The following is a 20,775-nucleotide window of genomic DNA, read 5'->3' as shown; positions in this document are numbered from 1 at the left end:
CGAAGATGGAAAATGAAGATAGCGTGATACAATAAAGCTTTTGTTCCTTTTGTGGTTGTTTTAGTTTTTTCTCTCGTAAATTTTAGTAATTTTAGGAGAAAATCAGGCAGAGTGGCTTACCATACAGATCATTTTCCAATTTTAGGAATTCAGGAATTTAGTGAAAATCAGCTGAATGGCTGTAATTTGCTGTTTAATGATCTCTCCGGAGCACGTTCCATTGATGATCCCCATAAACATGATTTTTTCATCATTAATCTCTTTGAGCACGGAGCAGGATCACATACCATAGATTTTACAGAATATGAGGTGAAAGATTACCAGATTCATCTTGTTTTTCCTGATCAGGTACATCAATGGGTGATTGGAAAAGAAACCATCGGTTATCAGCTGATGATCAGCCGGGACTGGTTCGAAAGTTTTCTGCCCTCATTAAGATTTTCTGCCTCTTATTATCAGAATCATCCGGTAATCAATCTTTCTGAAGAAGCGTTTGCAAAGTTTTTTTATGAATTTCAGGAAATCCGGAAAGAACTGAATGGAGAAAAAGTATTCTGGGAATTGATCCAGAAAAGAAGTGAATTAATTGGTCTGCTGGTAAGTAAATCTGTGGAAGGCGCTTTTAAAGACTTTGAAATCTATAACTCAAATCCTATTATTTCAAAATTTCTGCATTTGATTGACGAATATTTTAAAACAGAAAGATCTGTATCATTTTATGCCGATAAACTGAATATTTCTGCCAACTACCTGAATATTGTCTGTAAGAAAAATCTCAATGCTTCAGCATCTTCACTTATTCAGGACCGCATTTTACTGGAAGCCAAAAGACTGCTGAAAGTTTCCGAAATGTCTGTAAAAGATATTGTTTATGATCTTGGCTTCTATGACCATGCCAGCTTTTCCAAATTCTTTAAAGCGCAGACGGGAATGACACCTTCCCAATTCAAAGAATAATCTGTACAAAACAAGACATGATTGATACACCGGTTTTACTTCAGGCTGGCTTAATTTTGTATTGTTAAATTTTAAATCATGAAATTTCCCTATCAATTAACTGCAAAAGGAAACTATTCCCTGAAAAATGTCCGTCTGGAAACAGGTTTTGAATACGAAAATGAAGAGGTTACCGGAACAAAAACAGACCTTTTCTGTATTGAAATTGAAGATGGAAAAATAAAAACAGTAAAAGCCAATGATCCGGCTTCCAATGCAATCGATGCTAAAGGATACCTGATGCTTCCTGCATTCAGGGATATGCACATTCATCTGGATAAAACGTTATATGGCCTTCCCTGGCAGGCCCTTTCTCCGAAAAGAAAAACGGTGAAAGATATGATCGCCTATGAACAGGAAATCATTCCTGAATTGCTGAAAACTTCGGTAAGCAGGGCAGAACAGCTGATCAGTTTACAGCAGCATTACGGAACGCATTTCGTAAGAACGCATTTCAATATTGATCCTACATCAGGACTGAAATCTCTGGAACATCTTGAGCAGGCTCTTAAAAATAAAAAAGAGTCCTTCAAAGCCGAACTGGTAGCCTTTCCCCAACATGGAGTGTATTACACAGAATCTGCTCCACTGATGAAAGAAGCAGCACAGCTTACAAGTGTAGGATTTATTGGCGGACTGGATCCTTTCAGTATTGATGGAAGCATTGAAAAAGTAATGGATTTTACCGTTCAGCTGGCTTTAGATCACAACAAAGGAATTGATATTCACCTGCACGAAGCAGGCGAGTCCGGAATGAAAACGATCAATTATCTGATTGATAAAGCGATCGAAAACCCGGCGCTTCAGGGGAAGACATTTGTAAGCCACGCGTTTGCTTTAGCTCATCTTTCTCCTAAAGAAACTGAACAGATCGCAGAAAGACTGGCTGCCGGAAAAGTAGGAATCGCTTCTTCCGTACCTTTTAAAGGAAAAGTAATGCCTATTCCAACCCTGAAAAAATATGGAGTAAACGTATTGATTGGAAACGACAATGTACAGGATTACTGGAGCACTTTCGGTTCCGGAAGTATGCTGCAAAAAGCCAATCTTATTGCTGAACTGTACGGTTATACTACAGAATATGCCCTTTCAAGAGCTTTGCAGTTTGCGACTCAAGCCATTCTTCCTCTGGATGAAAAAGGAAACAAGCAGTGGCCAAAAGCCGATGATGAAGCCGCTATTGTTCTGACAGACGCGTCATGTTCTGCAGAAGCTGTTTCCAGAATGTCCGAAATTAAAGCCCTGATGAATGGCGGGAATTTATTCTGGAGAAATTAATCTGAAGTATATATATATTTATACACTTGTTTTTTGTAACTGCCATCGGAAGCTTTTCTGGTGGCTTTTTTTGAATTATGAGTTATGAGTTTCGGGATTCGGGATCCGGGTTTCGGGGTCCTTCTTTATCAATAGGAACGGGCTTTAGCCCGTTTGAATGGAAAAAAATATACCTCAGGCTTTAGCAAAACTTATGAAAGAATATCTGTATTCAAACCCCAAAATTACTGTTCATATTCCCTTTATATGTTTTACAATGTGAACATCTATTCATATTCAAAATTCCTACTATTTGTAATATCCCGTAATAACGATAAAAAAAGCCCCCGGAAATTACTTCCGGAGGCCTCTATTTGAAATTAAATCTAGGTACTTATATGATGATGTTATAAGTTAAAGTTAGTCCATCCTGCATACCATGTATCCGTAGCATCTTTTACAGCACCTCTGTAAGTAACCTGCGTAAACCAGGTTGCTAATTTAGCGTTTGTAAATGCTCCACCTGTTAATAATGGAGAACCTGAAGTAGGGGTAAAGTTTGGAGTAGTTCCTGCAGGAGCCCAAGCACCAGCAAGTTTTACATCAGCTGTAGACGCAAGGATGGTGTTTCCTTTAGCATTGAACCATGTTGTAAGATCGGCCAATGTATACGTTGTAGGAGTAGAGGTAGATGGTCCGAATTTTAAAGGAGTTGTAGTTCCAGCCAATATGTTGTTTTCGAAGAATAACTTGTTACCAACAATATTGTTATCTGTTGGAGAACCTTTTGTAGCATCGATGAATAAACCAACCGGGAACCCTGTGAATACAGAGTTGAATACAGAGATAGAAGAGTTTCTTCTGATCTGTAGTGCATTCTGGAATAACGCATTGATTGATCCAGGATTTGCAGAGTTGATTGGCCCGATAATGGTCATGTTAGAGAACGTAGCGGATGTCTGAGGGGTTAAAGTAGAACCGTTGGCATCATTATCAGATTCAAATGCATTGGAACCTGAAACGTCTGCTACCTGAGAATCTCTTACTGCGATACCAAACTGTACCTTTCCTGAATACCCGTTGTCAGTATCGAAATCGTCATCAAGACCTTTGTAAGAAATAAGGTGAGAACAGTTTACTGTTCCTCCGAACCACTCAAAACTGTCATCGTTAGCATAAGCAACCTCTACATAATCTACTGTAGTTCCGTTACCTACACCACCGAATGTAAGTCCGTTAACCTCTTTATCTGGTAAAAATGCATATCCTGCATATTCTATTCTTACATATTTTAATACACCACTGTTATCAGCAGCATTGGTTCCGCCATAAAGTCCAAGACCTTCAGAGTTGTTGATTCCTCCTTCAATTTCTCCAACTCCGTTTGCACCTCCGAAAGATGCATTGGTAGGAGCGTTTCCTAAAATAACTAAACCTGCCCAGTCTCCTCTTTTAGGACTTGGTTTTTCTGAAGTGAAAATAATAGGGTTGGCAGCAGTACCTTCTGCCATGATTTTACTTCCTCTTGTAATGATCAAAGCTCCGTTTTTATCAGCTTCACCTACAATCTTTGTACCTGGCTCGATCGTTAAAGTAGCTCCGTTAGTTACATATACCAGTCCTCTCAGCTTATAGATTTTATTGGCTTTAAGTGTAGTATTGGAAGTGATTTTTCCTGAAAGAATAAGGTTTTCAGTTTCTCCGTTTCCGTTACCTCCATTTTGAATAATGGTAGGTCCATCTTCTTCTATATTTCTACATGCGGTAGTTGATACTAGAGCGCCAAGCATTAAAGAATATAAAACGAACTTTTTCATGTTATAAAGAATTAAATTATTTATTAGATTATTTGTTGAGTGAATTAAAAATTGTATCCCAGTGTTAAACTGATATTGGTTCCTGTAAGCCTTTCAATAGCAAGAGCATCTTTGCTGTCATACTTGCCGTTGTCGTTCAGGTCATGGTAGAATTTGGCACGACGGTTCAGGATGTCTGAAACATTCAGCTTGATCTCTCCTTTGTTGCTCCATAATTTTTTAGAAAGCTGGAAATCTAAAAGAGGTCTTGGTGCTTCCCAGATTGGTGGAACCTGATCGTTTCCTACATAAAGGATTCTTCTTCCGATCATGTTGAACAATAGCGTTGAAGACCATCCTGATTTTTCAGTATCATACTGAAGACTTAGGTTGACAGTATATGGAGATTGTCCCTGCATTGGTCTGTCAATATTGGTAGCTTCGTCTGTTACTCTGTTTTTGATTAATGCTACGTTTCCACCCAAAGTAAAGTTTTTAAGAGCGCTTACAAAATCCAGTTTTTTTCTGGCTTCCACTTCCAGTCCGTAAGCATCAGCTTTATCTACGTTAAGATAGTTGAAGGTGTTACTCGTTCCTACCCCTGATTGGTTGAAGTATAATTCGATCGGTTTCTTGAAGTTTTTATAGAAACCTGCCACGGAAATAATTTCCCCGTTTCTTGGGTAGAATTCCCAACGAAGGTCGGCACTCGTAATTTTGGTTCTTTCGATAGATTTGTTACCGATTACAGTTGCTCCAAGGTCAAAATCATAATATGCCAAAGGAGAAACCTCTCTGAATTCCGGTCTTACAACAGTTTGCGAACCTGCAAGACGGATATTCATTTTAGGATTTACCTTGAATGTTAAGTTCACAGCAGGTAAGAAATCTGTAACACGAGTGTTTACAAAACGGTCATCGCTTTTCTTCGTGCTTCCTACCAACTGGTCAAAGTTCTCCACTCTTAATCCCCAGACAGCTCTTAACCATGGTGTGAAGTTATTGTCAAACTGTAAGTATCCTGCGTTAAGGATGGTGTTGGCAATATATCTGTACTGGTTTCCTGCAATTTCATCAAATGTGAATCCTCCGTTAGTTCCGAAGTTACCAGGATTGAAGATGGTTTCAAAAGGCTGGGAAAGTAATCCCTGATTGAAGTTTTCAAGTCTTACAGAGAACGGTCTTGAGTTGTATATTCTGTCTTTTACCTGGAATAAATAACCTCCTTTGATCGTTTGCTTCTGTCCGAACATCGTAAACGTTTTGGAAACGTCACCTCCTGCATTATACAGATAGTCGCTCAGAGTAGAGTAGAATACACTTCCTGATTTTTGGGAAAGACCATTAGAAATCAATGCTAAATAAGGGCTTCCCGGCATGTTGGTATATTGGTTATACTGCAAACGCTGCAGCAAAGGAATATACTGATCAAGAATTCCGAAGCTTCCGTACCAGTTTACGGTAAGACCGCCAAGAACATCAATTTTATGATTACCGGAAAGGGTAGAATTGTAGAAAGTCGTTTCTTTAAATCCAATTTCCCTTGCCATGATATTGGTACCGTTAATCGGATCAAATTCAAAGTCCTTTCCTGTTCTGAAGGACATATGGTTTACCGTATTGTTGGTAATGATATTCTTTAAGGAGATTTTATTATTGTTGTTCAGCTTTAAAGAAAGGTTCAACATCCCTCCTAAAATAATATCATTGCTGTATTTTTCTGTAAAATAATCGAAGTTGGTATCAGCAAGCTGGTCGTTGATGGTAAAGAAACGGTTGGTAGATTCGGTTCTTCTTTTGTTGTTACTGTAGTTTAAAACAGCAATTACCCCTAAATCTTTTCCGAATACTTTCGTGTTGAAACCTCCGTCTAACTGTAAACTTAAGTTTTCAGGATAACCAATGCTGTTGTATCCAAGATTCTTGGTATATCCTTTACCAATCTCTGTTTTCTGAGCTTCAGTCAGAATACTGAAAGCATTTTTCGCAGGCATATTGGTAGGAAGTTTTCTGTAACCGTCATCAATTCCTAAAAAGTCCCACTTTCCACCTTTCTGCATATGGAACTCCTGTCCCATAGTAGCTGTATTTCCTCCTACACCTACCTGTACATTGAAGAAGTTTTTATTAGGAATATCTTTAGTATTTACCTGAATCAAAGCACCTCCCCATTCACCTGTATATTCCGGAATGAACGTTTTATTGATGACAAGGGTTTCGATAACGTTGGCAGGGAAAAGATCAAAAGAGAAAGTCTTTCTGTCAGGCTCCGTACTGGATAACTGAATACCGTTCAGCATGGCCTGGTTGTAACGGTCTGATAAACCTCTTACTACAATATATTTTCCGTCAAATAAACTCACCCCTGAAACTCTTTTCAGAACTTCACCGGTGTTTCTGTCCGGACTTCTTTTAATTGCTTCAACACCAATAACCTGAGAAACTACACCGGCATTCTTTTGTAAACCGATGGTAGAGGCTATGGTTTCTTTTCTTGCGTTTGATTTTATGACAACTCCCTCAATTTCTTTTTCTTTGGTAGAGGGCTTATCCAGAACGATATCAAGATGAGTGTTACCTTCATTTTTGATAATAACTTCACTGATCTCTTTTCTGTTATACCCGTTGGAACTTACGGTTACAATGTAATTGGTGCCAGGGGAAAGGTTGATAGAGTAGTATCCGGAAATGTCAGTCGTTACTTCCTGACCATTTACTTTTACTTTTACACCTTCTATTGGAGTATTATCTTTCTCGTCCAATACCCTACCTTCCAAAATCTGACTTTGTGCAAAAGCATAGCCAGCAGAAAACAAGGCAAGTAGCATGATGCTCTTGTGGAGTTGTTTTTTCATTATTACTTCTTTTACTTCTTTTTCAAGGGCAAAATAAAGGCTAAGTTTTTAAGAAAACTTTAGGAGAATCTTAATTAATTATGAAGTTTGTATTAACGAAAGAACAGATTTTATACTTATCGATGTTTAATTTATATAATTATAATTTTTGTTTTAATGTTAATTATTATTCCTTATATTTGATTTGTGTATATTTATTTATTGATTTTTTTATTGATTTTGTAATTGATATGCAAAATGTAATTTTTTAATAATTAGTTAACATTTGGCGGATAGATGAAATCAATTGAAATAATTAATTTTGTGGGAATTCTTAAACTAGAAGATGAGCAAAAAAATTCTTTTAATAGACGATGAACTGGACATTTTAGAGATTCTGTCTTACAATTTGGAAAAAGAAGGGTATGATATCTATACCGCTACCAATGGTAACGAAGGTATAGAAAAAGCGAAGGAAATTGTTCCGGATCTTATCTTATTAGATGTCATGATGCCTGAAAAAGATGGTATAGAAACCTGTCAGGAACTTCGTAAAGTGAAAGAACTGCAAAAAACACTTATCGTGTTCCTTTCTGCAAGAAGTGAAGAGTTTTCTCAATTAGCAGGTTTTCAGGCGGGGGCTAATGATTACATTGTAAAACTGATCAAACCGAAAATCCTGATCTCTAAAGTGAATGCATTATTACAGCTAACCTCTCAGGTGTCTGACAATGCTAAACTCATCGAAATCGGAGACCTTGTTATCGATAAAGATAACTTCAGGGTTTCCAAAAGCGGACAGCAATTTCTTCTTCCTAAAAAAGAATTTGATTTGCTTTACCTTTTGGCTTCCAATACGGAGAAGGTTTTCAAAAGAGAAGAGATCCTGGAAAAAGTTTGGGGTAATGATGTGATCGTAGGAGAAAGAACCATTGATGTTCACATCAGAAGACTAAGAGAAAAACTGGGAATCAATACGATTCAGACATTAAAAGGGATTGGGTATAAACTGATCGTTTAATTATTTAAAAATCCTAACTTTACGTTCAATCATTAAAACGTTGTAAAATTGAAATTTTACAGACTTACCCTCGTTGCCTCCTGTCTGCTGACACTGGTAATGCTCCTTTTAGTAGTCGTATTCGATTCGCTGAAAGATATCTATTATGAGACCCCTTTGTTCAAAACGGGTCTTTTCATCTGTATTATCCTGATCTTTATGATCAACTGTGTGGTGCTGGAGCTGCTCTTTAATTATTATGGAAGAAAGCAGGTGAAAGGACTTTCCGGAATCCTTCCTCAGGAAATGGTTCATGATAATGATGAAAATATAACCATTAAAGAATTGGGAGAAAGATTTTCAGACCTTAATCAGCAGAGAGCTTCCGAAATTGATATGATGAAAGAGATGGAAAGTTACCGTAAAGAATACATCGGAAATGTTTCCCATGAGCTCAAGACTCCTCTTTTTTCTATCCAGGGATATGTAGAAACCTTGAGAGACGGCGGAGTGGATAATCTTACCATCCGCGACAAATATCTGGAGAGAATCGATAAATCGGTAGAAAGGCTGATCGCTATTGTGACAGATCTTGATATGATTAACAGGCTGGAAGCCGGTGAAATCAATCTTACCGTTTCAAAATTCGATGTGAACCTTCTGATCAAAGAGATTTTTGACCTTCTAGATCTTGAAGCTGAAAAACGAAATACAACATTACAGATTCAGACCCTTCATCCGCAGATTTTTGTGGAAGCCGATAAACAGAAAATTTCCCAGGTTTTTATTAATCTGATTTCCAATGCTATTCATTATGCCAACAGGCAGGAAGCAAAAGTGATTGTAAAAACCAGTGTCCTTAAAAATAAGGTGCTGATCGAAGTGATAGACAATGGAATGGGTATCAAATCTGAAATTCTTCCAAGAATCTTCGAAAGATTTTATCGTGTGGAAACCAGCAGAAGCAGAAGAGAAGGCGGCTCCGGACTTGGTCTGGCTATTGTAAAACACATCCTTGAAGCTCACAACGAAAACATTACCGTAGAAAGCGTTTACCTTGAAGGGACGAAGTTCAGTTTTATGCTTGAAAAAAGTAAATAATTCCGGCAAAATGTAAGAAAAAAAAATATTTTAAAAAATCCTGAAATATTTTTTTGTCACATGTCATTTATTATATATTTGCAACAGAGATTTATCATAATTATAAAGGCAAAAAGTAATTTAAGAAACTGATATGGTTTACAAAATCCGCGTAATATTAGATGCGAAAGAGGATATTTTCCGTGATGTCGAAGTTAAGGGAAAACAAACGTTATGGAACTTACATTTAGGAATTAAAAGTGCATTCAGTCTGCAGGGAGATGAGCTTTCTACTTTTAATCTGTTGGAAGATGACGGAACGATCGTAAAAAGTGTCCCATTGGAAGATATGAGTGATGATGGTGATGGTGAGATCATGTCAGATGTTTACATTGATGAAGCTTTTGAAAATGTAGGTGACAAAGCGCAATTCCAGTATGGACTTCTTGATCTTTGGGAATTCTTCTGCGAGCTTGTGGAAGTAATTGAAGAAACAAAAGGCGTGAACTATCCGATCACTGTATACAGATTTGGAAATGTTCCATTAAAAGCTCCAAGCAAAAACGGAAGTGCCGGAGGTGGCAAAAAGAAATCAGCAATGCCATTGGTAGATGATGAGTTCGGTTTTGATGATGATTTCGTAGCGGGAGGAAACTTTTCAGACGAAGATGATGACAGCTTTGATGATGAGGAAGAAGAAGACTACAATGACGATGTCTTTGATGATGAGGATGACAATGATGACGAAAGATAATCAACAAAAATATATCAGCCCTGGATTTTGATCCGGGGCTTTTTTATGGAGTTTTATTTATTCTTTTTTTACAAAATTTCTTTAAACTTTTATTTTTTGAAACATTAAGATTGGTATTAAGTTGTTAATATAAGCTTCGCTTTAAGCTTAAAAATCAGAATGATTCATCTTAACTGGACTTTATTTCTTAAATCCTTCTTAATGGTTTTAATAGATCCAGCATTTTTTATAAGTCTAAATACTACTTATCCTTTTTCTCCAAAAACAATCCTTACTTTTGTTAAAAATAGTTTAATGAAAAAATTAATTTTGTTAGCTGTAATTGGTCTGGGAATTGTTTCCTGTACCACTCAAAAAAATAAGCGGAAGATGACAGAACTGCCAAAAGATTGGAAACATAATACAAATATTTACGAAGTAAACATAAGACAATACACTCAGGAAGGAACTTTCAAAGCATTTGCAAAAGAAATGCCCCGACTGAAATCTATGGGAGTAAAAACACTCTGGTTTATGCCAGTTACCCCGATTGCCCGGCAAAACAAAAAAGGAAGTCTGGGGAGTCCTTATGCCGCAGCAGATTATACTTCCATTAATCCTGAATTCGGGACCCTGCAGGATTTTAAAGATATGGTGAATGAAGCTCACAGATTAGGATTCAAAGTAATCATCGACTGGGTAGCCAATCATACCGGCTGGGATCATGTGTGGACAAAAACACATCCTGAATTTTATCTTAAAGATCCGGATGGGAAATTCCATATTGCTTCCGGAATGGATGATATTATTGAACTGGATTATAAAAATCAGGAAATGCGCCAGGCAATGATTGATGCCATGAAGTTCTGGGTACAGGAAACCAATATCGACGGATTCCGGTGCGACCTTGCCTCATGGGTGGAAGTCGATTTCTGGGAACAGGCACGTCCTGAAGTGGAAAAAATAAAGCCTCTTTTCTGGCTGGGAGAATTTGATGAGCTGGAAAGTCCTGAATATGGTAAAGTTTTTGACGCCAGTTATTCCTGGAAATGGATGCATAAATCTGCCGACTATTACAAAAATAATGAACCTCTTCAGGAATTAAAAGATCTTCTGAGACAATATTCCAATATCGGAGACGCTTCGATGAGAGCCTGGTTTACCACCAATCACGATGAAAACTCATGGAACGGAACAGAATATGAAAAATACGGAGTCATTACAAAACCGATGGCAGTATTCTCAGCAACATGGAATGGCATTCCGTTATTATATTCAGGCCAGGAACTTCCCAATATGAAGAGACTGGAATTCTTCGAAAAAGATGCCATCCAATGGACCAATACCTATCAGGCTGCAGATTTCTATAAAACATTATTGGATTTAAAAACATCAAATCCTGCATTAAGAGGAGGGGATTCCAATGTGACCACCTATCTTCTTAATACGACAGCCAATGATAAAATTCTTGCTTATGTAAGGAAAAATGGGAAAGATGAAGTGCTGGTAGTCCTGAACATGTCAAAAGAACCGGTTAACTTTTCTATTGAAGACGAACATCTGTCGGGAACCTTTAGAAATGTTTTTGATAAAACCAAAAGAGATTTCAGCAATGGAAAAGACTTCACCTTTAAAGTTTCTGATTATGCCGTATTTGAAAAATAAAAAGTAATGCCTTTGAAACTTGGCTTAAACAGTAAATTTTAACCACTAGTCTTTAGAGGTACTCAATTCCCCTCCGCCGGAGGGGTGTCAAAATCTGTGATTTTGACGGGGTGGTTTATCTACCCGCATTAAAAAAGATCATCCAATGAACAAACAGGAAATAATCAATATCATTAAAGCAAAAGCCGCAGACAAAATTCAGTATTTTGAAAACCTTATTGCAGAAACACGGGCTTCCAACAATGACACCAAAAGCTCGATGGGTGATAAATATGAAACCGGAAGAGAAATGCTTCAGCAGGAAATCAATAACCTGCAGAGGCAGCTCAATGAAGTGTTGAATCAGCAGGCTGTTTTGCAGAAAATAACTTCTGATCCTTCGGAGAAAGTTCAGAACGGAGCATTGGTGAAAACCAATAAAGGAATGTTTTATGTAGCGGCTTCCATGGGAGAGATTATTGTTGAGAACCAGAAAATCATGACGGTTTCTGCAGAATCTCCTTTGGTGAAAATTATGCATGGAAAAAAAACGGGAGAAACATTCACTGTCAATGCCATTCATCAGACCATTGAAAATATATGGTAAATTTAATAGACGTTAGATTCCACATATACAGTTGTTTAATAGAAAACAGATATTACTTCTATTAAAAGCATTCATAAAAATGAGTGCTTTTTTTGATGGTTTTTACTAAATTTGAAACTTAAAATCTCATTCAAAATGCAAAACTACCTGGACCTTTTACAGCATATTTTAGACAACGGAACTGATAAAACCGACAGAACTGGCACTGGAACAAGAAGTGTTTTCGGATATCAGCTGAGATATGACCTGTCAAAAGGATTTCCCTTGGTAACGACGAAAAAAGTGCATTTGAAATCCATTATCTATGAGTTGCTTTGGTTCCTTAAAGGAGATACCAATATTAAATATCTTAAAGATAACGGAGTAAGCATCTGGGATGAATGGGCAGATGAAAATGGAAATCTGGGACCTGTCTATGGTGCACAATGGAGAAGTTGGAATGGAGCAGACGGAAAAGTGGTAGATCAGATTACAGAAGTAATTGACCAGATCAAAAAAAATCCGGATTCCAGAAGACTCATCGTATCAGCATGGAATGTTGCAGAAATTCCTAACATGGCTTTGGCTCCTTGTCATGCCCTGTTCCAGTTCTACGTAGCTGATGGTAAATTATCGCTGCAGCTGTATCAGAGAAGTGCCGATGTTTTCCTTGGCGTACCGTTCAATATTGCAAGTTATGCATTGCTGCTGATGATGGTAGCACAGGTGTGTGATCTTGAGGTAGGGGATTATGTTCACAGTTTTGGAGATGTTCATATCTACAATAATCATTTTGAACAGGTAAACAGACAGCTTGGAAGAGAACCACGATCACTTCCTACAATGAAATTAAACCCTGACGTTAAAAATATCTTTGATTTCGATTTTGAGGACTTTACTTTAGAAAATTATGATCCGCATCCGGGGATCAAAGCTCCTGTAGCCATTTAATTTTTTATATCTTTTTATTTTTTAAATTTACTTCTATTACTTTCATGTGAATAGATGATATTGTCTGTGGTCATAAGCCAGGGAATCAGAATATAAATCCTTTACTACGCTTTCTTTTGGCAATAGTTTCTTACATTTGGAAGAACAATGCCCGTTCACCGGATTTCTTTTGTAAGATGATCCGTTGGGAGGCAATATATCATAAATGTCAAATACTTAAGAACAGATTATGAAGTATTTAAAAATTAATATTGAAGAAAATGCAGATATTGAAGTACTGAAGAATGCTGTACTTCAGCTGAAAGGTGTGGCATCCGCAGAAATAGTGGATGACGAAAATCCGGAAAGTGAACTCAAAAAAGCGTTTGCAAAAACGAAGGAACAACTTAAAAAGGGCGACTATGAAACCCTTGTTAATGATATTTTCGACATCATCATAAAAAAATAATTCTAAAAAATAATAAAGCAGACCGATGAGAAAGGCTATTTTATCAATTGCTATACTTGGAATTTTATTTTCCGCCAATGTATCAGCACAAACCGAAACTTCAGGAAGAGAAAAAGTATACAGAGCTACCCACACGAAAGTAACGGAGCTTAAGCACACAAAACTGAAAGTGAATTTCGATTATCAGAAAGAACAGATGAATGGGGAAGAATGGCTTACCGCTTCACCTTACTTCTATGCCACTAATGAGCTTACCCTTGATGCAAAAGGAATGCTGATTCATGAAGTGGCCCTTGATAACAACGGCAAAAAGTCTCCTTTAAAATACGAATACAAAGATGATGTTCTAAAAATTACGCTGGATAAAACCTATCAGAGAAATCAGGATTATACCGTTTACATCAAATATACCTCCCGTCCGAATGAAGTGAAACAACAGGGAAGTATGGCAATCAATGATGCAAAGGGTTTGTATTTCATAAACGCTCAGGGAACAGATCCCAATACGCCAACACAAATCTGGACACAGGGAGAAACAGAATCTTCTTCAGCATGGTTTCCTACTATTGATAAACCCAACCAAAAGACAACACAGGAAATCTATATGACAGTTCCTGATAAATATGTAACGCTTTCCAACGGTCTTATGAAAGATTCTAAAAAAGAATCCAACGGACTTAGAACCGATCATTGGGTGATGGACAAGAGACATTCTACTTATCTTTTCTTTATGGGCGTTGGAGAATATGCCATCGTAAAAGACAAATGGAAAAACATTCCTGTTGATTATTATATTGAAAAGGAATACGAGCCTTATGCTAAACAGATCTACGGAAATACTCCGGAAATGATCGACTTTTTCTCCAAAAAACTGAATTATGACTATCCATGGGCGAAATATGCCCAGATTTCCGGAAGAGATTATGTAAGTGGTGCAATGGAAAATACCACAGCCACTCTTCATGGAAGTGATATCCTTCAGAAACCCGGTCAGCTTATCGATGAAAATACATGGGAAGATACCATTGCCCATGAACTTTTCCATCATTGGTTCGGAGATCTGGTAACGGCAGAAAGCTGGAGCAACCTTACCGTCAATGAATCTTTTGCCAACTATTCCGAATATCTTTGGAATGAATACAAGTACGGAAAAGACCAGGCAGATTATCACCTGATGACGGATGTGAATAATTATCTTCACAATCCATCCGATTTTAATAAAAATCTGGTGAGATTCAATTACGAATCCCGTGAAGATGTTTTTGATCTTGTAACATACCAGAAAGGAGGTGGAATTTTAAATATGCTGAGAAACTATCTTGGAGATGATGCCTTCTTTGCCGGAATGAATGATTATCTGAAAACCAATGAATACCAAAATGCTGAAGCCCATCAATTAAGACTCTCTTTTGAAAAAGTTTCCGGGAAAGACTTAAACTGGTTCTTTAATCAATGGTATTTTGGAAGCGGAAACCCAAAGATTAATTATTCATCCACCTTTGAGCCGGTAAAAAAACAGGTTGCTGTAACCATTAATCAAACTCAGGAAAAGCCATTTGAATTTCCTCTGGCTATTGATGTCTATGACAATGGAAAACCTAAAAGATACAATGTCTGGGTAAATGCGGAAGCAAAAAATACGTTCAGTTTTGATGTTTCTAAAACACCGGATCTTGTCAATATCAATGCAGACGGAGTTTTACTTGCTGATATTACGGATACTAAAACTCCGGAACAGAATCTGATGCAATTTACCAACTCCAAGGAATTTAAAAGCAGATATCTGGCTCTAAACGGAATTAAAGATCAGGCCGGGAAAAGTCCTGCAGCTGTAAAATTATTGGCTGCAGCACTAAAAGATCCCTTCTTCAGAGTAAGAATAAAGGCTTTGAATTTAATAGACCTTACTAATCCTGAACATATGAAGGCGTTGGGTGCTGAAGTTGAAAAACTGGCTTCCAATGATCCAAAAACATTAACTCAGGCTGCGGCTATTGCTGCTTTAGGTAAAACAAAAGACAAAAAATACCTTCCTTTATTTGAAAAAGGAGTGAATGCCGTTTCCAATGCAGTAAAAGGAAGTTCAATGGGTGCGCTTCTTTCTATTGATCCGTCAAGAGCAGGTAGTCTTGCTGACAAAATTGATATGAAGGGAGCTTCAGACGAATTGCAGGCACAATTGTTGCCTATTATTGTAAAGAACAGGATTACTTCACAGATCGAAAATATTGCACCTCTTGCTACTTTTTATCCGTTCATTAAATTCCAGAATCCGGAATTGGGAAAAGCAGCAGAAGACGGTTTCAACTGGATCATGACTTCCGATAACCTGAAAGCAACTGAAAGCATAACAAAAATAGCAGGATATGCCAAAAATCAAATGGCAGGCAATCCACAGGCTAAAATGATGATGGTTCAGACGCTGAAAGATGGCTTGAGCAAAAAAATGGAACTGCTGAAACAGAATCCGCAAAACGCAGCAAGTATCAACAAGCAGATTGATGTTCTCAATAAAGCTATTGAAAATTATAAATAAAGAAAGGAGCCGGTAAATTTACCGGCTTTCTTTTTACTGTTAAAGGTTTCTGAATTACTGTATTATATTTTAAAACGCATTGGTTTTTAATGATGTTGCAAAAATTAGCATTTTTTACCACCGTTTTTTGCATTATCTTTCATAAATTCGTTTAAAATTTAGACAATTATGAGTTTTGGAATTGAAGCAGCGGGTTATTATGTGCCTGGTTTATATTTGGAGATTAAGGATTTAGCAGAAAAAAGAGGGATAGAGCCGGCGAAATTGGAAAAAGGCCTGGGTCTTCATAAAATGGGACTTTCTGATGTTCACGAAGACGCTGCCACTTTTGCAGCAGAAGCATTACTGAAGCTTATAAAAGATTATGAGATCAATCCTAAGGAAATAGCAAGAGTATATCTGGGAACAGAAAGTGCTGTGGATGCAGCAAAACCTACAGCTTCCTATGCTGTACAGATGGTGGAAAAAGTACTGGAAGATGAATGGGGAACCAGATGTTTCAGAAACTGTGATGTGCTTGATATGACTTTTGCCTGTGTAGGAGGAGTAGATGCGTTACACAACGCTCTGGACTTTGTGAGGGTGAATCCCGATAAAAAGGCAGTAGTGATTGCCAGTGATTATGCAAAATATGAATTGGCTTCTTCAGGAGAATATACACAGGGTGGTGGTGCGGTAGCCCTTTTGGTTTCATCCAAACCGGACCTTCTTGAAATTGAAAATAATTGGGGAGTTGCCTCAGAAAGTGTTTTTGATTTTTTCAAACCCAGAAGATCATATAAAAAAGGAGACTTGAATGGGGCTCCTGAAACATATCCCGAAAAGATTGAAGTTTTCACAGATGAGCCTGTTTTTGACGGGCAATATTCTAACCAATGCTATCAGGATAGAATAAAAGAAGCTTATTATCATTATAAAGAACTAACAGGGCAGGATAAACCATATGAAAACTGGGAGTATATTATTTTCCATCTTCCTTATGCCTTCCACGGAAAAAGAGTTTTCACAGAAATCTACAGTCTGGAGAATGGTCTTTCCTATGAAACGGCTGATGAACAGAAAGCAATTGCCAAGTCAGAAAACTATCTGAAATTAATCAATGATAAGATAGAAAAGACCCAGAGAGCTTCTTCTGAGATCGGGAATATGTATACCGCTTCTATTTTTATGGCATTTCTTTCTGCTTTACAGACATCTTTTAATGAAAATGAAGAACTTTCAGGAAAAGAAATTGGCTTTGTAGGATATGGAAGCGGATCGAAATCAAAGGTGTTTGCCGGAAAATTGTCCGGGAACTGGCGAAAAGTAGTAGAAAAATGGAATTTGTTTGAAAGTTTGAACAGGAGAACTGCTGTTGATTTTGAAACCTATGAAAAGCTTCACAGAAAGCAGCTGAAAGATTCTGTAAATAAAAATTACAAAGGCTTTGGACTTGTCTCTATCGAAACAGAAAATCCTGTTTTAATCGGAGCAAGATACTATCATTATCAGAAGTAACTATATTCTCAGTAAAATTGTATAAAAGCATCTCATACATTGGGATGCTTTACTTTTTTATATATAGAGTTATTATAGTATTTTGCAGTTGGATTATTTGTAATTTTAATAATGAGACAGTCAAAAAACAACAATAAATGCTGTGCGAAATTCTCTACAATTCATTTGAACTCAGTAAACAGTAAATGAACGGTTTTTTTAATTATTATGATGAATAAAAAATCCTGAAACAGGAATTCTCTGTTGGCAGAAGCCTGTTTTTTATATAAAATTTAAGAAAAAAGCCTGTTTTTTATTCCATTTTCTTCAAATTGGTGAATTATTTTAATGTATTTTTTGCTTTATAATAGGTTGTTTTTGTTTATTTTTTTAATCATTTATTTTAAATTAATGAAAATTGATTTTAATTTTAAAATTTATTAAAATTCCGTTAATATACAAATTGACTTATTTTTTGTTAAATTTTTAAATATTTTCAAAATGATTCCTCATCATTTTTTTAAGATGAATGTGAATCTCTCCGTTCTGGAAGCGCGTTTTCAGCATTCAGCGAATTGATGTTATAGATATTTATCGACATATTTGTCGCTTGAATATATTAAAATCTGTTAATATGAATGTGAAGTTGCATGTATTAAGTGCCGGAGCTTTGTTTTTTTTAGGACAAGCTGCTTTTGCACAAAAATCTAAGAATGATTCTGTTCTGAAGGAGAATAAGATCGATGAAGTAATCGTTACTGGATACCAGAAGAAAAAAGCAGATGAAATTACCCAGGCTCAGGCTGTTGTTGGTGGTGATGAAATCAGAAGAAACTCTCCTACAACATCTATCGGTAACTCTTTACAGGGTAGAGCTTCAGGGGTATTTGTACAAAGTACTACCGGGCAGCCAGGTGCTGCTGCTACCATCCAGGTAAGAGGGATTGCCGGTGTTGGTGGTTCTTCAGAGCCTACTTATGTAGTAAACGGGATGTATATGACTGCAAGACAGTTCAGTGCAATCAACCCTGCAGACGTAGAGTCTATTTCAATTCTTAAAGATGCCGCTGCTACAGCACAGTATGGTGCGAGGGGAGCAAACGGAGTAGTGGTAGTAACTACTAAAGCCGGAAAAGCCGGAAAAACTCACTATTCATTCGAAACCAAGTTTGGTTTCAGTGAAAAACTGAGAGACAAAAACTACACCATGATGAACTCCAGAGAGCTGATGGATTTCCAGAATCAATTGGGATACCTTGGATTTAAACCAAGATCTCAGGAAGAAATGGATAGATTGGCTGCTTATGATCACAACTGGCAGAAAGATCTGTTGAAGCCTTCAAGCATCCAGTCTTATTTATTCAGTGCCCAGGGTGGTTCCAGAGAGAGTACTTTCTATTACTCTTTAGGGTATGATTCTGACAACGGAATTATCAGGGACATTGATGGTCTTAAAAGATATACTGGTAACTTTGGATTTACCAATAAACTGAGTGAAAAATTAAACGTTGGTATCAACCTTGGGGTTCAGTATCAGGAAACGCAGAATTTCAGAGACAGAAACAATACACAGAACCCATTTGGAGCCATGTATAAATATGCTCCATATGAGCCGGTTTATAATGCAGATGGCAGCTACAACCAAACCATGAGAGCTGGTTCTAACGTTGTTGAGCAGATCCGTAACTACAGATTAGACGACCAGAGACTAAGAATTCCGGTAACTTTATTTGCTGAATATAAAATTATCGATGGTCTTAAGTTTAAAACAAACTTTAACGGACTTTTCGATTGGTATATGGGAACTCAATGGCTGAAGAAAGGTTCAAACCTTGATATCACAGTGAACAAGGTTCCTACAGGTTCATTAAACAAAAATTCATTCTATACATTTAACTATACCTGGAACAACTCCATTAATTATAAAAAATCATATGGAGGCCACAACTTTGATTTCTTAGGATTTATCGAATATAACGATAACTACAACGAAACAATGAATGGTGGAGCTTACGGACTGAAATCTCCGGTAATCAATGTTCCATCAATTACAACACCTTCTGACAGAAATACATTTACAGGGGTTAAAGTAAGAAATACCCTGTTCAGTTTAGCGGGGATGCTAAACTATGATTATGAAGGTAGATATTTGGTAACAGGATCATTGAGAAGAGATGCTTCATCAAGATTTGGTGCCAATAACCAAAGTGGTATTTTCTGGTCTGCAAGTGCAGCATGGAATATCGCGAAGGAAGAATTCATGAAAGGAGGTTTTATTAATGATTTAAAACTTAGAGGATCTTACGGTACAACAGGTAACGACGGTACTTTACCGGATTATTTTAACGTGAACAATATCAGCTACGGCTTATATGGTACTAACGGTACTTCATATCCCGGAACATCTTCACAAGGCTATTATATCATTGGTAACAGCAACCTGAAATGGGAATCTAACGCAATTACCAACTTAGGAGTTGATTTCACAATGTGGAACAGAAGAGTTCGTGGATCCGTAGAAGTATATCAGAACAAGAGAAAAGATTTCGTACAGCTTGTACCTTTGGATAAACAGGAAGGTGGATACTACCAGTATATCAATGCAGGAGATATGTCTCAGAAAGGTCTTGAAGTTGAACTTAGCGTAGATGTGATCAAGCAGAAAGATTTCCAATGGAATCTACATGCTAATATCTCTTTCCAGAAGTCTGTTCTTGACAAGTTAGCAGACGGACAGACTGAAAGAAACTTAGGAGATACTTATTTAAAAGTAGGAGAGTCTCCATACGTATTCTATAATGTAAGATTTGCAGGAGTAGATCCAAGTAACGGAAAAGCTCTGTATTATGATAAAGAAGGTAATGTTACTGATGTTTACAGTGCATCCAATGCAGTTCCTCTTACGGATAAATCTCCATTCCCAAAAAGTTTTGGTGGTTTCGGAACAACAGTTCAGTACAAAGGACTTGATTTCAGTGCAGATTTCTCATTTAAGCTAGGTGGTTATACTTATAACAACATGTACGCTGCTGCTGTTGATCCAACATTGGCTGTTGCTGGCAGAAATATGGCTCAGGCTGCTGCTCAGGTTTGGCAAAACCCTGGAGATACAGGAGTATTCCAGAAAGTTGACTCAAACGGTATGCGTGATTCTGATCAGTGGATTGAAAAATCAGATTACTTAAGATTAAGATCACTTACATTAGGATATACATTTGATAAAGCGTTCCTTGGAGAAGGATCTCCAATCAATAAGCTTAGAGCATATGTACAGGGACAAAACCTATTTACAGTGACTAAATTCCACGGAGAACCTGAAGTTTCAGTAGGATCCGGTGAATCTACAGCATTGTTCGTTCCTGGAGCATATAACCTTTATACTTATCCTGCTGTAAGAACAATCCTGGTAGGACTGCAATTAGAATTTTAATATTGAAT

The 20,775-nt window shown here is 37.2% G+C and carries 14 protein-coding genes; 12 read left to right on the top strand and 2 right to left on the bottom strand.

What is annotated here, in order from left to right; genetic code table 11:
* The first annotated feature begins 111 nt into the window (after positions 1 to 111).
* The gene (locus LIV57_RS13610) at positions 112 to 957 is read left to right on the top strand and encodes an AraC family transcriptional regulator (RefSeq protein WP_227943002.1); all 846 of its coding nucleotides are present in this window, start codon (positions 112 to 114) and stop codon (positions 955 to 957) included.
* 78 nt (positions 958 to 1,035) lie between these two features.
* Entirely contained in the window at positions 1,036 to 2,274 is a 1,239-nt protein-coding gene (locus LIV57_RS13605; protein ID WP_227943001.1) for an amidohydrolase, read from the top strand.
* Positions 2,275 to 2,660: 386 nt separating this feature from the next.
* Here LIV57_RS13605 and LIV57_RS13600 read toward each other — a convergent pair whose 3' ends face one another.
* A complete protein-coding gene (locus LIV57_RS13600; RefSeq protein WP_227943000.1) occupies positions 2,661 to 4,070 on the bottom strand; it encodes a hypothetical protein in 1,410 nt (469 codons plus the stop codon).
* A gap of 44 nt (positions 4,071 to 4,114) precedes the next feature.
* Positions 4,115 to 6,904, bottom strand: coding sequence for a TonB-dependent receptor (locus LIV57_RS13595; RefSeq protein WP_202838891.1), 2,790 nt, complete (start codon positions 6,902 to 6,904; stop codon positions 4,115 to 4,117).
* Positions 6,905 to 7,229: 325 nt separating this feature from the next.
* On the opposite strand from LIV57_RS13595, the gene LIV57_RS13590 reads away from it, so the two are divergent.
* The 10 genes from LIV57_RS13590 to LIV57_RS13545 all read left to right on the top strand — a co-directional run bounded on the left by LIV57_RS13590 (position 7,230) and on the right by LIV57_RS13545 (position 20,767).
* On the top strand, positions 7,230 to 7,904 hold the full coding sequence (locus LIV57_RS13590; RefSeq protein WP_002977493.1) for a response regulator: 675 nt from the start codon (positions 7,230 to 7,232) through the stop codon (positions 7,902 to 7,904).
* A 48-nt stretch (positions 7,905 to 7,952) separates the two neighbouring features.
* Positions 7,953 to 8,984, top strand: coding sequence for a sensor histidine kinase (locus LIV57_RS13585; protein ID WP_110010193.1), 1,032 nt, complete (start codon positions 7,953 to 7,955; stop codon positions 8,982 to 8,984).
* A gap of 133 nt (positions 8,985 to 9,117) precedes the next feature.
* Positions 9,118 to 9,717, top strand: a complete 600-nt coding sequence (locus tag LIV57_RS13580; RefSeq protein ID WP_227942999.1) for a plasmid pRiA4b ORF-3 family protein — start codon at positions 9,118 to 9,120, stop codon at positions 9,715 to 9,717.
* A 294-nt stretch (positions 9,718 to 10,011) separates the two neighbouring features.
* Entirely contained in the window at positions 10,012 to 11,361 is a 1,350-nt protein-coding gene (locus LIV57_RS13575; protein ID WP_227942998.1) for an alpha-amylase family glycosyl hydrolase, read from the top strand.
* A 145-nt stretch (positions 11,362 to 11,506) separates the two neighbouring features.
* Positions 11,507 to 11,947 carry a GreA/GreB family elongation factor gene (locus LIV57_RS13570; protein ID WP_227942997.1) on the top strand — a complete coding sequence of 147 codons (441 nt, stop codon included), beginning with the start codon at positions 11,507 to 11,509 and terminating at the stop codon, positions 11,945 to 11,947.
* 135 nt (positions 11,948 to 12,082) lie between these two features.
* Positions 12,083 to 12,877, top strand: coding sequence for a thymidylate synthase (locus LIV57_RS13565; RefSeq protein ID WP_227942996.1), 795 nt, complete (start codon positions 12,083 to 12,085; stop codon positions 12,875 to 12,877).
* A 229-nt stretch (positions 12,878 to 13,106) separates the two neighbouring features.
* The gene (locus LIV57_RS13560) at positions 13,107 to 13,325 is read left to right on the top strand and encodes a hypothetical protein (RefSeq protein WP_110010187.1); all 219 of its coding nucleotides are present in this window, start codon (positions 13,107 to 13,109) and stop codon (positions 13,323 to 13,325) included.
* A gap of 25 nt (positions 13,326 to 13,350) precedes the next feature.
* On the top strand, positions 13,351 to 15,861 hold the full coding sequence (locus LIV57_RS13555; RefSeq protein WP_227942995.1) for a M1 family metallopeptidase: 2,511 nt from the start codon (positions 13,351 to 13,353) through the stop codon (positions 15,859 to 15,861).
* A 168-nt stretch (positions 15,862 to 16,029) separates the two neighbouring features.
* A complete protein-coding gene (locus tag LIV57_RS13550; RefSeq protein ID WP_227942994.1) occupies positions 16,030 to 17,358 on the top strand; it encodes a hydroxymethylglutaryl-CoA synthase family protein in 1,329 nt (442 codons plus the stop codon).
* Positions 17,359 to 17,971: 613 nt separating this feature from the next.
* Positions 17,972 to 20,767 (top strand): SusC/RagA family TonB-linked outer membrane protein, encoded by a 2,796-nt coding sequence (locus LIV57_RS13545; RefSeq protein ID WP_110010182.1) that lies wholly within the window; start codon positions 17,972 to 17,974, stop codon positions 20,765 to 20,767.
* Positions 20,768 to 20,775: the final 8 nt, after the last annotated feature.

The sequence above is a fragment of the Chryseobacterium sp. X308 genome, assembly GCF_020733145.1.
In the GTDB taxonomy this organism is placed as follows: Bacteria; Bacteroidota; Bacteroidia; order Flavobacteriales; family Weeksellaceae; genus Chryseobacterium; species Chryseobacterium cupriresistens.
This window is presented reverse-complemented; position numbering and strand designations above follow the sequence as displayed.